The following is a 14,616-nucleotide window of genomic DNA, read 5'->3' as shown; positions in this document are numbered from 1 at the left end:
CCCGCCTTGCGGGAGGGGGCTATGGGCAGCAAGGCCAATTCCTTTACTTAAGCCTCAATATAGAGAACATCATGGCTACCTCGAAAGTTCCGCGCGCGCTCGTCATTGGCGGCTCGCTCGGTGGGCTGTTTGCCGCAACCGCACTTCGAGCGATCGGATGGGACGTGCAGGTGTTCGAGCGCTCTGGTAAGGATCTCGATAGTCGCGGCGGAGGGATTGTCCTTCAGCCAGACATTCTCGCAGCGTTCAACTTTGCCGGAATCCGACAAGCGCAGGCCGAAGCCCTGGGTGTGCCATCAGGGGATCGCATCTATTTGGATAGCAACGGCAGTGTGATTCACCGCCATTTCATGCCTCAGACACAAACCTCTTGGAATATGCTTTATGTTGCCATGAGCCGAGCCCTGCCTGAACAACTCGTGAAGCGGGGGAGGAATTCATTAGATTCGAGCAAGTTGGCGAGAGTGTGCGGGCGCATTTCGCGAGCGGTCGCGTAGAAGTCGGTGATCTCCTGATCGGTGCGGATGGGCCACGCTCCACCTTGCGCGCACAGTTGCTGCCAGAAGTGACTCCAACTTTTTCGGGGTATGTGGCGTGGCGCGGCCTGGTGCCGGAGCTTGAACTGTCCGAGCAAGCCGTTCGGATGCTAAGGAATACCTTTGCATTCCAACAAGGCGTTGGACATCTGATGTTGGAATATTTGGTTCCCGGAGCCAATGGCTCCACAACTGAAGGGGAACGACGCTGGAATTGGGTCTGGTATCGCAAGGTCGCTGCGGGGGCGAACTTGCCGCGTTGATGACAGATAAGGATGGGCACAGGCGGAACAACTCTTTGCCGCCTGGCATGGCAAGAATGGAGTTCCTCCTCGAACTGCGCGAAGCTGCTGCCAGGCTCCTCGCGCCGACGTTCCAAGACCTCGTGGCAGCCTCGAAGGAGCCATTTGTGCAGGGGATTCTGGATCTTCAGGTAAGAAAAATGGTCTTTGGCCGCGCGGTGCTTCTCGGGGACGCCGCCTTTATCCCACGGCCACATACCGCCGGGAGCACAGCCAAGGCCGCGGCGAATGCGGTTGCGCTCGCTGAAGCTCTTTCAAGCGGCACGTCCGGCATTGATGCGAGCCTGGGTCGCTGGGAGCAGCAGCAGCTTCGCGAAGGAAAGGAAATGTTGGACGGGGGTGGCCATGGGGAACAGAATCATGGGGATTCAGGGGGCTGCTGCAACGGCTCGCCCCGCCCAGGCGCCAAGTGCGTAGAACCTCCAAAGAGGCGATAGCATCGTGAACACTTCAGATAATCGCGTGATTGTGCACACCTCTGGAAGTCCGATTCGGTCGGCACCGATGGTTGGCGTCGTCATACCTTAAAAAACCCGCCCCACACGGTTGCCCGTGGCCCTTATGAGTAGAAACTCCAGTCGAGTACACTGCATGCGCGCAGAGACTGTGGCCGTTATCTTCTTGGAGGTATGAACCCCGTCAAAAAACCTGGCCCAGGGGAAGCTGCGGACTCATCTGTGGCGGCGCCTCCGGGCGACCCCGTTTAGGAAATTGATCAAATCCGACTCCCCGTCCTGCGCCTGACTATCCAGGAGGTGGACCATGCCCAAAGAGCGTTTGAGATTCAAGCCCACTGGGCTGCCGATCATTCATCCATTCGCTGCCGGTATTGATATCGGCTCACGATTCCATGTCGTTGCTGTCAGTCCGGATCTTTGCGATGAACCCGTGCAGACATTCCAGGCGTTCACCAGCGATCTGGAGCGCATGGCCAACTGGCTTGTCGCGACGGGGGTAAAAACGGTCGTGATGGAATCGACCGGCGTCTACTGGGTCGCCGCCTACGAGATTCTTGAGTCACACGGGCTTGAGGTCGTTCTGGCGAATGCCCGCGAAGCACGCGCCGTCCCGGGTCGCAAGAGCAACGTCAACGACGCGCGATAGCGAGCTAGAGATGAAAGGTCAACCTTGCCAACAGCAAAGCCTTCCTAAGAAACTCACCCACGACTCAGCGTATCCTGCGGCTGAAGCGCAAATCCGAACTGGGCCGCACGGCGGTGAAGCCGCTTGATGACTCGGTCGCGGTATTGCTGCTCGTAATGGTCCGCACCGGGGTCCCGGTAGTCCAGATCACCGGACCCCGATGGTCGGTCAAACTCCCCCACCTGTGGTCACCTCAAACTCCCCCACCTGAAGGGGCGCTGAAAGTGATGTAGGCGCCCGGCAGGACGTTACCTTGTTCCCCTCGCATGAAGCAGAGGGGTTGCCGGAGTGAACGTCTTGAAGCCACATCTACAAACCACCATTGCTACGCTGGTCGCGGCAGGCAAAGGCCAGCGGGAGATCGCACGCATTACCGGAATCGATCGCAAGACGATTCGAGGATATCAAGAACGATTTGCCGCCGCTCAGGCAAACTCCCCCACGGTGACCACCGGCTCTGGGCCGCAAATTCCTCCACCCCGACCGCCGGCAAATAACGGAAACACGTTGTCGGCCTGCGCGCCGTACCAGGAATTTGTCCAGGTGCGTCTGCATCGTAACGCCACGGCCATCTACCAGGACCTGGTGGACCAGTTCGGCTTTGCTTCCAGCTACGAAAGCGTCAAGCGCTTCGTCAGGATCTTGCGCCATCACGCGCCGGCACAATTCGACCGGTTGGAGTTCCTGCCCGGCGAGGAGGCGCAGGTCGACTACGGTGAAGGTGCTCCGACCCGGATGCCAGGCACGGACCGTTATCGCAAGCCGCGGCTGTTCGTGATGACGTTGCGATATTCTCGCCGCAGCTTCCGGCGCGTGGTGTGGAAATCGAGTCAGCAGGTCTGGGCAGAACTCCACGAGCAGGCCTGGCGCCACTTCGGCGGCGTGAGCCAGTACGTGGTCTTGGACAATTTGAAGGAAGGTGTCCTCAAGCCCGACCTATATGAGCCCGAGCTCAACCCGGTGTATGCGGCCATGCTGGCCCACTACGGCGTGGTGGCCGATCCGGCGCGCGTGCGCGACCCCAATCGCAAGGGCACGGTCGAGAACGCGATCCAGCATACCCAGGCGACCGCCCTGAAGGGACGCCGCTTCGAGTCGATCGAAGAGCAAAACATCTTCCTTGAACAATGGGAGACGAACTGGGCCTCCAAGCGGATCCACGGCAGCACTCGGCGTCAGGTCCAGGCGATGTTCGAGGAAGAACGCCCTCATCTGCGGGCACTGCCGGTGCATAACTTCGAGTACTTCACCGACAAGGTCTACACCGTCTACGACGACACGTGCATTCGCGTCGATCACAGCAGCTACGCGGCCCGGCCGGCGGCTATTGGCAGCCGGGTGCTGGTGCGCAAGTACGCGCATCGTCTGGAAATCCGTGACCTGAAAACCCAGGCCTTGCTGCGCAGCCACGATCTGGCGGACAGGCCCGGCTCGGTGGTGCTGCCGCAGGACGAGCGCCTCTTTAATCCCTCGCGCGAGACACGGCGCATTCTTGCCCAGGCCAAAGCCATCGGGTCCTCCGCCGAACGCCTGTGCCAGCTCTTGTTCGACACCGAGGGGCGTGTGGGCCAGCGCAAGCTGTGGGGCATCGTGGGTCTTGTCCGGCGGTATCCCCGTCGGCTGATCGACGCGGCGTGCGAAACCGCCTTGCGCGAAGGTGCGCCCAGCTACCGGCAGGTCAAAGCCTTGACCGAACGCCTGCTCGAGCAAGCGCTGGCCGACCTCGATACGCCAATCCAGGGCGAACTGCCCCTGACCCAGGAAAATCCTTTGATTCGGGGCGGCGACGACTATGCCGACCTGTTCTCGCTCGGCGCCAGACAAAGCGCCGCCGCCAACCCAGGAGATCACCCATGACCATGAGCTTTGCTGAAATCGATCGTGCCTTGCGCGAACTGCGCCTGTCCGGTGTTGGCGCCACACTGGAGACCCGCGTGCTGCAGGCCCAGGCGGGCCAGCAACCCTTCCTCGAGACCTTCTCCATGATCCTGCAAGATGAACTGGATCGCCGCCGTTCCCGGCTACTCGAGCGGCGCTACCAGCGGTCCGGCCTGGATGAGCGCCGAACCCTGGTCGACTTCGATTGGGCGTTCAACCCGAAGCTGCCGCGTCAGGCCTGCTTCGAGTTGCACACCTTGAAGTTCATCGCCGACGCTGACAATGCGCTGCTAATTGGCAAGCCCGGCACCGGCAAGAGCCACATTGCCAAGGCCATTGCGTACAACGCTACCCTACAGGGCATGAAGGTGCGTTACGTCGAGTCCGACACGGTGTTCGCCGGCTACGCCGTGGACACGCGTGCCGATCAGGACAGACTGCTCACGGCCTTGCTCGAGCCGGAACTGGTGGTGCTCGACGACCTGTTCCTGGCAAAACGCATCCCGGACGCCGCCGCCGAACTGCTGCAGACCTTGGTCCATCGTAAGCGCGAAAATAAGCACACCTAGCTTTTGCTGCTGAGATGGGCAGGCTTGCGTCCGCAACCACTATTTGCGGACGCAAGCCATGATGGAATTCGAATGTGAAGTTCCGCCACTGAGGGTGATCCGGGTTCGCTCCAACGGAAAGCGAGACTTTGACCCCGGGGATAAGCGCCAACTGGTCGAAGCGTGTCTACGGCCAGGGGTATCGGTAGCTGGGATGGCACTTAAGGTCGGCATCAATACGAACCAGTTGCGCAAGTGGATTCGGCTGTACCAGGCGACAACGGAAGCCGCGGCGGCCGATAGTGGGGAACCTGCATTGCCAGCGTTCGTACCGGTCGTCGAGGTTGGCGGCGCGATGCGCGTTCCGGAATCTCCGGCATCGCTGGAATGCCTGCCGGCCCGGGCGCCTGCCTCCCCCAAACATCGCCGCGCCCACCTCTGACCGCGCTACTCACGGCGCGGCTGCCCAACGGCGTGACGGTGGAACTCGAATGTGGTGGACAGGACGTTGCGCTGGTAAAGGCGATGATCGAAGCGTTGGGAGCGCGTTGATGTTCCGGCTCGACGCTGATCTGCAGGTCTACCTGCACCGCAATGCAGTGGACTTCCGCCTCGGGATAAATGGGTTGGTTGCCTTGGTCGAGCAGTCGATGCAGCTTGATCCGTTTTCCCGCGCCGTCTACGCCTTTCATAACCGTCGGCGCAACCGCATCAAGCTTTTACTGTGGGATCGAAACGGGTTCTGGATGCTTATGAAGCGGTTGGAGGAAGACCGTTTTGTGTGGCCGCGGCGTGAGCACGCGGTGATCGAGCTCACGACCGAACAGTTGCACTGGCTACTGGACGGCATCGACCTGGACGCCGTGAAGCGGCACCCATCGCGCAAATATCAGCACACGGCTTGATGGTCGTTCGGTGTGACGTATACCCGATTGAGGGGCGGCTGCACTATCGTGTTCAGCATGAACGAACACGACCTCTCGCAATTGCCGCCGGCCGCCCAGGCCTATATCCGCGAACTCGAAGCGCGGGCTGCGGCCGACGCTCAGCACATTGCCGAGTTGAACGATCGCATCAAGCTTCTTGAGGAACAGTTCCGGCTCTCGCAGTCCAAACGCTTCGCGCCAAGTAGTGAGAAGCTCAAGGATCGCGTGTTTGACGAAGCCGAACAAATGGCCGCTGCGGAGCCGGCCGACGACGATGAGGAGGAGGAGGACGACGCGCTCGCGCCGCCGGACACAGGTCTGCCAGTGCCCGATAAGCCTGCAGGCCGCAAACGTGGCCGCAAGCCGTTGCCGGCGGAGTTGCCGCGCCAGCGCATCGAGTATGACCTGACCGAGGACCAGAAGATCTGCCCTTGCTGCCAAGGCTCGATGCACCGCTTGGGCGAGGAAGTCAGCGAGCAGTTGCACATCGAAACAAAGGTCTCCGTACTGCAGCACGTCCGCTTCAAATACGCGTGCCGGCACTGCGAGCGCAATGCCGAACGCACGCCGGTGGTGACCGCGCCGATGCCAGCGCAACCACTGCCGGGCAGCAACGCAAGCCCGGCGATGCTGGCGACGGTGACCACCGCCAAGTACGTGGATGGCACGCCGCTGTATCGCATGGAAGACGCGCTGGGTCGCGCCGGCATTGCAGTTGGCCGTGGCACGCTGGCCAACTGGATCATCCGGCCCGCGCAACTGCACTACAGCCGGCTATACGAGGCGCTGCGCCGCACGTTGCTGGCGCAGACACTAATCCATGGCGACGAGACGACGATACAGGTCCTCAAGGAGGAAGGCAAAGCCGCGCAGAGCAAATCGTACATGTGGGTCTACCGCAGCGCCGAGGATTGCGAGCATCCCGTGGTGCTGTTTGACTACCAGCGGGGGCGCGGGCAGGAGTATCCGCAGGCGTTTCTCGCAGGCTACGAGGGCATGCTAATGACCGATGGCTACAGTGCCTGGCGTACCCTCGAAGGCGTCACGCACTTCGGTTGTCTTGCGCATTCGAGACGGATGTTCGTTGATGCGCAAAAGGGGCAGAAGAAGCCCAGCTCGCGAGCGCTAAAAGCGCTCGAGTACTTCAAAGCCCTGTATGAGGTCGAGACGCTCGCCAAGGCAGAGCTGCTCGAAGGCGAAACGCGTGTCAACTACACGTACCGGCTGCGTCAACAGCACAGCGCGCCGCTGCTGAACGCCTTCAAGGCATGGCTGGATGAGCAGGCGCCACAGGTACTGCCAGAGAGCCTGCTGGGCAAGGCCATCGCCTACGCGCGCAACCAGTGGGAATATCTGAGCCGCTACGTCACCGAGGGACGGGCCCCGGTGGACAATAACGCGATAGAAAGAGACATCCGGCCATTCTGCACAGCGAGAAAGGCCTGGCTCTTCGCTGACACCGTCGCTGGCGCGAAGGCGAGCGCCATGGTCTACAGCCTGATGCTTACGTGCCGCGCCTGTAACGTCGAGCCGTATGCCTATCTGCTTCATGTCCTCACAGAGCTGCCACAGCGCGCGCCGGACTCTGACATCAGCGACCTGTTGCCGTTTAACTTCGCACGCCAGCATACCGCGCCGCCGCGCCCAGCCTGAGCGAGACTGATCGTCGCCCGAAGTCCGGAACTCCTTGAATACTCAAGGTGTGCTGGATTTAGCGCTTACGGTCCATCAGCGCTACAAACTGCGTCGCAGCATCATCGTCACTTCCAACCGCGTGGTGCAGGACTGGGGGCGATACCTCGGCGACAACACCATGGCCACTACCATTCTGGATCGCCTGATGCATCGATCCAAGCTTCTCGAGTTCGAAGGAAAAAGCTACCGCCTCAAAGAAGCCGCCACCAGGCTTGCTGTTTCTGAGAAGGCCGATTCATAATCTGCCCGTCCTGCCTGGGGGAATTTAGCCGACCACAAGTGGGGGAGTTTGAAGTGACCGTCCGGGCCGGAGGAATCGGCGCCACTGACCAACGCCGACAATCGCGCAAACCAGAGCCGGGCATTTGCCTCTTTGGAGGAGTCCGCCTTTATGGGTTTGTCTCGGGCGAAATGCTGTAGCCCGCTATATCTAGGCGCGGTAACGCAAAACTGCCCACAGTATCCAGACCCCAAAACATACCAGCAGTCCCGTCATTGCATTTAGTAGTGCCAACAGCGTAGCAATGAAGTATACAGGCAGAGCTAACAGGTAAGCTCTTCGGATATTTTTGATTACCGGATGGTCATGCTGATAGATAAGTATTGCCTCGGACTTCAGTGCGGCGTGAAGCACGACGTTGAAGCATACGTTAAGTAGCGTCCATGTGCCACAGTAGAGCGCGGCAGCAACATTCGCAGCGCTCTGATTAAGATAGTGGGCAAGTACGGCCGTCGGGAACGGGAGGAATACTACGAATAGCAGGAGCGCACCATTTGCGAACATGAACACACGCCCTGAGTGGTGCACAAGGTGGACCAGTTCATGGTGGTTTACCCACGTGATGAGAATGGCTAGAAAACTGGCCACATAAGCAATAAATGATGGCCATAGGTCGCCGAGGGCTTCCCATAGCTCGGCGTTGCTCGCGGCCGGAGAAAGAGACGGCACTTTGATTTCCAAAACGAGGAGGGTGATCGCGATGGCAAAAACAGCATCGCTAAATGCTTCCAGCCGGAACATGTCACGATCTTCCATAGCCACCTCGTCATAGAGCACCGCATGTCTGCTACATTCTGGATCGCCACGCCCGCCTTGGAATACCGTCAAAAATCATCTGCCCAGTATTGGGCGGCGTCTCTGGACCGCCGTGCTAAACGAAAGCAGCTGCCTCTTTGCCTATCGATTCGTGGCTCAACATGCTGTCTTGACTCCGAAGGGAAAGGCAGGGTCGTGTTAGCGGCTCTCGATCAACAGTGAAGCAAGAGCCACGTCGCCGTGCCCCATCGAGTGCACTGTTTGCTGCGATCTTGCGTCGTCGATCTTTCCTTGATTCCTCTGAAGCTGTGTCAGGCCGCTCATCGCACGTAACTCGAACCAGCGAGCGCCATGCTCGCGTGCGAGCATAATCGCGTCGCGGAAGCCAGCTTCGGCGGTCCGGAGATCGAGTGCCGCAAGCGATACCTCGGCTCGCAAGCGATGGAGTTCGCTGTGATACCACCGATTGCCTGTTCTATCGCCGTCGGCGATGGCCATCGTTAGCAGCTTGGCGGCATCGTTAAGGAGACCCAAACGAAGGAACTGTCCGGCCAGTAAGCCGGATAGCATTCCGAGGTGGGCCCGCGAGCCGGTAGCTTCCAGTTGTTCGATGGATGCTAGATAGCCGGAAGCGCAATCAGGGGTTTCCACCGCCTCTAAGGCCAGGTGGTCCCGGTAGCACTTGGCGAGCGATCGCCAAGTCGCAAATTCGGGAAGACAGTGGCGTTCCTCAAGCCGCGCAAGGTGACGGCGTGCCGATTGGTTGTCGCCAGTAATGATTGCAAGTGGGATCAGGGATTCCGCTAACACAAAGCAGAAGTCAGCGTCGGCCGTGATTGATTCGAGCAAGTCCTCGATCGTCCGGATGATCTCGGTCGCTCGGTTACCTTCGCCTTGAAACCAGAGTACGCGCGCAAGCGCGGCGAGTATCACTGGCCTGTCGGCATGGAGCTTCGTGCCCCCGCGGCTGAACCTATCCGCCGCTTCAAGCTGGGATAGGGTCAGCTCAAGCTCTCTTTTCGCCTCGACTTGGTTTCCCGCGAAGTGCAATGATAGTCCGATCATCTGCGCCGCTAGTGAGCGACGGTCCGAGACGGGGTCGTCCTCAGATGCCGATCGATAGCGAATCGCGAACGCTTGAGCTTCGTAAGGCCTCCCCGCGTACAGAGCACAATGCCAAAGCCCCCAAAGAGCCTTGGCCTTGACCTCTGTGTCGCCTAGCTCATCTGCAAGCAGCAGTGCCTCTACCCAGTTCGCGCGGGCGCGAGCGATGGGGCCAGAGGTGAGGGTGAAGGCGGTGGCGTACGACAATAGCAACCTGGCTTTTACGGCCGGCACCGCGAACAACATTTTGTCGTAGTTGTCCAGCGCTCGTTGAGCTCGTGCGCAACACTCAGCTACGAGGGCGGAGTCAAGAAAAAGCGGGAGTACCAACGAAGCGAGCAGCAATCCCACTTCGTCGCAGTGGGTTGCGGAGGCGCCTCGGTCGAGCGCCAAGCGTATATCATCAATATTTCTGTGAAACCGCTCTAAAGGCGAAACGGTCTGGTTGCAGCGATTGGATAGGTTGCTAAAGGACGCGCAAAGATGTCTCGCGTGCCTCGCTGCCACCGTTTGTTCCTCATTTCGCTCGCGAAGCCGCTGAAGCGCGTAGTTGCGAACGGTCTCTAGCAGGCGAAACGTCGGCTGTGCGCCAAATTCACCCACTCGAACTAGTGATTTCAAGTGCAGACCCAAAACGGCTTCGGTTGCGCTTTGCGGATTGATGTCTTCACCGGCAGCGACGGTGCAGGCTGCCTCAAGCGTGAACCCACCAGCGAATACTGCGAGGCGCTGCAGCACGCTGCGCTCGGTCTCTGTTAAAAGTGAGTAGCTCCAATCGATCGAGGCGTGGAGCGTGCGATGACGTGAGCATGCTGTCCGGAGACCTCCAGAAATGGCGTAGAGGGGGTTGTCTAACTCCGATGAGAGATGCCGAAGGCCCAGCGAAGCGGCGCGCGTCGCTGCCAGCTCGATGGCTAGGGGAAGCCCATCGAGTCGGCGACAGATCGATGTTACAGTCTCCACGCTTTGTTCGTCGCAGGGAAAGCTTGGCTCGATCGCATGCACTCGCGCGAGGAATAACTTCACTGCGGGGCTCGCCAACATACAAGCAGACGAGGCGTTACCGTCCGGTATGCTGAGTGGCGATACCCATACCAGTTCTTCTCTTGCTGCACGGAGCGGTTCGCGGCTTGTCGCCAGCACCCGTACACGGGGATGGTTGCTGGTGAGCGCCTCGCAGAGGTCGGCCGATTCGGCCGCCACTTGTTCACAGTTGTCCAGGATTATCAACAGGGGCGCGCTCGGCAAGGCACCAACAATATCCGGGAGGGCGAATTCTTTTCCGCCAGCGCAGAGATTCAGTGCTGCGCGCAGTGTCCCTAGAACATTCGCGAGCGTGGTCGCCGCCTCAAGGGACACGAAGTAGATCGCATCACCGGACAAGGATGCCCGGTTGTGTGCATATTCCAGCGCGAGCCGTGTCTTACCTACGCCGCCAGGACCCACCAATGTCACGACCGGACTCGCTTCGAGCGCGCCTTCGATCCTCTTGATTTCGTCCACCATCGCAATAATTGATGCATTGAATTGGGGCAACTGGACGGTGTGGGAAGAGGGCCGCTCTTCGAGCGGACTAACATGCTGCTCCGATGTGACGAGTCGGTAGCCACGTCCAGGAACGGTCCGGATCAGATGCCGATCGGTTCCAAGCACCTTCCTTAGCGCGGAAATGTGGACTTGGAGGTTGTTTTCCTCAACTGCCGTGTTTGGCCAGACGGCCTTGAATACGTCGGCCTTCGTTACGAGTCTTCCTCGATTGGCGATCAGGAGTTCCAAAATCTCGAATGCGCGGGATCCTATGGGTTGACATTCTCCCATCAAGAAAATCCTCTTCTCGTCTAGTGAGATATCAAACTCGCCGACCTTAACCATCGCCGACTCCCTGGATTACTATCCAGACCACAATATTGTGGTGCATCGAAGACCCCCATTTCTAGAGGTTCTCCGCTCAACTTGAGTGTCTATCTCGAATCTTTTCTGAGAAAATTCTAAGATCGGAAGACGAGGCGGAACGATGTTGCGCGGGTCGCCCATTTGAACACCGAGTGTTTCAGCATAGTCATTGCGCGGACCTCGTGCCTTTGAATTCTTACTCTGAGGCCGGACATCAAGGGCGATATGACTTATATGCTCCGCAAGCGCCATGCCATTTTTTGACGTGTGAGGTAGGCGTCTCCGTTGTCGCCAATCGAGCGACAACACCGGTTGACTCGGCTTTCGCCGAGGAAGACGCAGTTTTGCAAATCCTGTGACGTTGCCGCTCCATCGACGCTTGCCCGGCTCCAAGCTATCTGGTCATGCTCACGCAAGCGGGTCAGCCGTCCTGGTGCAGACGTTTCGACACGCAACTGGCCTGCCAGTCACGCAAGTAACGCCAGCAAGCCATGTCGCTGCCGAAGCCCAAGTCCTTCGGCGAGTCATCATGGGATGACAGTCTGCAGGACGAGCAAGGTACAGTCGAGCGCCGCCCTCGGGCGACCACCTTTGCATGGTTCGCTTGCTGCGGCCCGCAAATGAATTCGATACCATTCGATCTCTTTCGTTTGCCGAAGAGCATCGAGGTGCCCTTTCCCGGCAGGCATCTTCACGTCCGTACCGACAAAAGCCTTGTTGCGCGAGGGAACCAGTTGTTTGAATTGCGTCGTGATGAGTTGAGTGATGAAGGGAAAATCAGCGGGCAGGTTGGTCAACAGTCTCGTCTCGCAATGCCGCGCAGGCACATCGCGACATTTACGCGCGTTGCACCACGGGAAGCTCCTGCTCCAGCCCTCACGGACAGCTGCGCGGTACGCCGGATGCCGTGCGTGCCGCGTGTCGTCGTCCTAAATGGCGGTTCCCCAGACCACCGCGCGCCGGATCACCGCTCGGTCCGTGCACTGTTGTGTGTGTGTGTGTGTGTGCCAAGAGGCTAACAAGCGCGACCAGCGCCAAACCGCTTCCCGTCGCGACGATGCCGATCCATCCAGCATAGGAGTAAAGCAAGCTGGAAATTGCCGAGCCCGCTGCGCCACCAGCAAAAATGCTGGTCATGTACAACGCGTTCAACCGGCCGCGGCTAGCTGCGTCTAGCGCGTAGACTGCGCGCTGGCCAAGCACCATATTCATTTGTACGGCGAAGTCAAGGGCAATGCCGGTTAGGGCCAGCCAAAGCACGCTGTTGTCATTGGACCAGAGGCCAGGCAGGAAGCTCGCGGCGGCCACGATCATTGCAACAAGTGATGCACGCTGGCTGTGGCCGGCGTCCGCCAGCCGGCCAGCGATTGGTGCTGCTACCGCGCCCAAGGCACCCACGAGGGCAAACAAGCCGATTTGTACTTGTGACAGGCCGTGTTGTTGCGACAATTCGAGCGGGACGGCCGTCCAGAACAGGCTGAATGCGCCGAACAAAAGGCCTTGATAGAGGGCGCGCCGGCGTAACAGGGGGTGGCGCACGAAAAGATGCTTCAGCGATGCCAATAACTGACCATAGCTCGCGCGGTGTTCTGGTACCCGGCGTGGCATGGTGGCCGCCATGACGCCAACGGTTGCAAGTGTCATGGTCGCGGCAGCAACGAACACGGCGCGCCATCCGAAGTGCTCCGCAATCGTGCTCGATAGCGGCCTCGCCAATAGGATACCCAGTAGCAGCCCTCCCATGATGGTACCGACCACGCGCCCGCGCGATGGCCCTGGGGCCAGATGCGCTGCGAGTGGTATCAGGATCTGCACCGTCACGGAGCTCAGACCGACGAGCAGGGACATCAACAGAAACGCGCCTGGATGCGATGCAATGCTGGCTCCCACTAGGCTCGCCGTTGCGGCAAGCGCGCTGACGATCAGCAACCGGCGGTTCTCCAATAGATCGGCCAATGGAACGAGAAAGAAGAGACCCAACGCATATCCGATCTGGGTCAGCGACACAATGAGACTGGCACCCTGTGCAGACAGGCCAACGTCAGGGGCGATCAGCTCAATGATAGGCTGAGCATAGTAGATGTTCGCAACAATGGCGCCGGCGCTGAAAGCGAATAACGCCACCAGTGCGGAGGGCATCTCGTGCCGAGCCTCAAGGGTCGAAGTGGAAATGTTGTGCATGGTAGTGAATTCGAAAGTCTAAGTTAGTCGGCTCGCTCACGCCACGGTCGGATAGTCGATGTAGCCACCGGCATCGCCGCCAAAGAAGGAACTGGCATCGGGGACATTCAGGGCGAGGTTGTCCCTGAGGCGGGCGGGCAGGTCCGGGTTGGCGATAAACGGGCGGCCAAAGGCAATAATGTCCGCGCGGCCGCTGGCGAGGGCCTGTTCCGCGCTGGCGCGGTCGTAGCCGCCGGCGAGCATCAGCACGCCGCGGTACTGCGCGCGCAACAGTTGGATGATCGCGTCCCAGTGGGGATCGAAGTTCTCATCCTTGACTGTTCCCACCATGGCGGGCTCGACCAGGTGCAGGTAGGCCAGGCTCCGGACGTCGAGCTGGCGGACGATATAGCCGAAGGTGTCCTCGGGCGATTCGTCACCCATTCCCATGAAGCGCCCCATGGGCGTCAGCCGCACGGCGACGCGCGACGCGCCGACCTCCGCCGCGACCACATCGACAACTTCCAGCAGCAAGCGTGCGCGGTTCTCGATGCTGCCTCCATACGCGTCGGCGCGCTGGTTGCTGTTGGAATTGATGAACTGGTCGAGCAGGTAACCATTGCCGGCATGAATCTCAACTCCGTCCATTCCTGCGGCGATGGCGTTGCGGGCCGCGCGTCGATAGTCCTCCAGGATTGTGTGAATACCGCTTGTGGTGAGTTCCTGAGGGACGGGGATGTCGCCCCAGGCGCCATTGCCGTTCTCGTCGATGATGAACGTCTTGCCGGGAACGGGCAGAGCGCTAGGTGCTACGGGCAGCGCACCGTCTGGCTGGAAGACCGGATGCGATACACGGCCGACATGCCAGAGTTGCAGGAAGATCGTTCCGCCTTGCTCATGGACCGCGTCACTGACGGCCCGCCAGCCCTGGACTTGCTCCTCAGTGTAGATGCCCGGCGTCCAGGCGTAGCCTTGACCTTGCTGCGAGATCTGGGTCGCCTCGGAGACGATAAGCGCTGCACTGGCGCGCTGACGGTAATACTCGACGTTCATCGCCGTCGGGATGTTGCCAGGCTGGCCGGCACGGGAGCGTGTCAGCGGCGCCATAGCCACGCGATGTGCCAGCGTATGGTTGCCGAGGCGGATCGGGTTGAAGAGATACTTGGTCAAGGTGGGGTCTCCATCAGGTCGAACTGGTCAATCAGTGGCGGAAGGATTGTCTTCCTGCAGTACTTCAATCTCCGAAGAGATGCCCTGAAGGTTAGGTGCCAACGCATCGGGAGAGAATCCGGCCGCCGCGCAACGCTGCGTTGCGTGGGGGACAAGGAAAGTCCAAAGGGGACGCCAGGGACGCGCTGCCCTGGGTAGCTGCTGATGGGTGCGAGTTGCCGACGA

Annotated in this window: 10 protein-coding genes and 4 pseudogenes; 9 read left to right on the top strand and 5 right to left on the bottom strand. The window is 59.9% G+C overall.

Going from position 1 to position 14,616, the window contains the following annotated elements; all coding sequences use genetic code 11:
• The first annotated feature begins 71 nt into the window (after positions 1-71).
• The 9 genes and pseudogenes from OMK73_RS37985 to OMK73_RS00760 all read left to right on the top strand — a co-directional run.
• On the top strand, positions 72-497 hold the full coding sequence (locus OMK73_RS37985) for a hypothetical protein (protein WP_324291624.1): 426 nt from the start codon (positions 72-74) through the stop codon (positions 495-497).
• Positions 467-1,275, top strand: a pseudogene (locus OMK73_RS38615) (hypothetical protein). The gene OMK73_RS37985 and the pseudogene OMK73_RS38615 overlap by 31 nt, the downstream one beginning before the upstream one ends.
• A gap of 325 nt (positions 1,276-1,600) precedes the next feature.
• A complete protein-coding gene (locus OMK73_RS00790; RefSeq protein ID WP_267600286.1) occupies positions 1,601-1,942 on the top strand; it encodes an IS110 family transposase in 342 nt (113 codons plus the stop codon).
• Between the two features lie 327 nt (positions 1,943-2,269).
• Entirely contained in the window at positions 2,270-3,838 is a 1,569-nt protein-coding gene (istA, locus tag OMK73_RS00785) for an IS21 family transposase (protein ID WP_267600285.1), read from the top strand.
• A pseudogene (locus tag OMK73_RS00780) lies at positions 3,835-4,407 on the top strand (ATP-binding protein); the annotation flags it as partial. The gene istA and the pseudogene OMK73_RS00780, both read left to right, overlap by 4 nt.
• A 79-nt stretch (positions 4,408-4,486) precedes the next feature.
• The gene (gene tnpA / locus OMK73_RS00775; RefSeq protein WP_267600284.1) at positions 4,487-4,849 is read left to right on the top strand and encodes an IS66-like element accessory protein TnpA; all 363 of its coding nucleotides are present in this window, start codon (positions 4,487-4,489) and stop codon (positions 4,847-4,849) included.
• Positions 4,850-4,958: 109 nt separating this feature from the next.
• On the top strand, positions 4,959-5,312 hold the full coding sequence (gene tnpB / locus OMK73_RS00770) for an IS66 family insertion sequence element accessory protein TnpB (RefSeq protein ID WP_267600283.1): 354 nt from the start codon (positions 4,959-4,961) through the stop codon (positions 5,310-5,312).
• Positions 5,313-5,369: 57 nt separating this feature from the next.
• Positions 5,370-6,986 (top strand): IS66 family transposase, encoded by a 1,617-nt coding sequence (gene tnpC, locus OMK73_RS00765; protein ID WP_267600282.1) that lies wholly within the window; start codon positions 5,370-5,372, stop codon positions 6,984-6,986.
• A 58-nt stretch (positions 6,987-7,044) separates the two neighbouring features.
• A pseudogene (locus OMK73_RS00760) lies at positions 7,045-7,269 on the top strand (ATP-binding protein); the annotation flags it as partial.
• A gap of 189 nt (positions 7,270-7,458) precedes the next feature.
• Here OMK73_RS00760 and OMK73_RS00755 read toward each other — a convergent pair.
• The 5 genes and pseudogenes from OMK73_RS00755 to OMK73_RS00735 all read right to left on the bottom strand — a co-directional run bounded on the left by OMK73_RS00755 (position 7,459) and on the right by OMK73_RS00735 (position 14,391).
• On the bottom strand, positions 7,459-8,136 hold the full coding sequence (locus OMK73_RS00755; protein ID WP_267600281.1) for a TMEM175 family protein: 678 nt from the start codon (positions 8,134-8,136) through the stop codon (positions 7,459-7,461).
• 126 nt (positions 8,137-8,262) lie between these two features.
• On the bottom strand, positions 8,263-11,040 hold the full coding sequence (locus OMK73_RS00750; RefSeq protein WP_267600280.1) for a winged helix-turn-helix domain-containing protein: 2,778 nt from the start codon (positions 11,038-11,040) through the stop codon (positions 8,263-8,265).
• A 377-nt stretch (positions 11,041-11,417) separates the two neighbouring features.
• A pseudogene (locus tag OMK73_RS00745) lies at positions 11,418-11,654 on the bottom strand (IS5/IS1182 family transposase); the annotation flags it as partial.
• 283 nt (positions 11,655-11,937) lie between these two features.
• On the bottom strand, positions 11,938-13,242 hold the full coding sequence (locus OMK73_RS00740) for an MFS transporter (protein ID WP_267600279.1): 1,305 nt from the start codon (positions 13,240-13,242) through the stop codon (positions 11,938-11,940).
• 36 nt (positions 13,243-13,278) lie between these two features.
• Positions 13,279-14,391 (bottom strand): alkene reductase, encoded by a 1,113-nt coding sequence (locus OMK73_RS00735; protein ID WP_267600278.1) that lies wholly within the window; start codon positions 14,389-14,391, stop codon positions 13,279-13,281.
• Positions 14,392-14,616: the final 225 nt, after the last annotated feature.

The sequence above is a fragment of the Cupriavidus sp. D39 genome (assembly GCF_026627925.1).
Taxonomy (GTDB): domain Bacteria; phylum Pseudomonadota; class Gammaproteobacteria; order Burkholderiales; family Burkholderiaceae; genus Cupriavidus; species Cupriavidus ulmosensis.
This window is presented reverse-complemented; position numbering and strand designations above follow the sequence as displayed.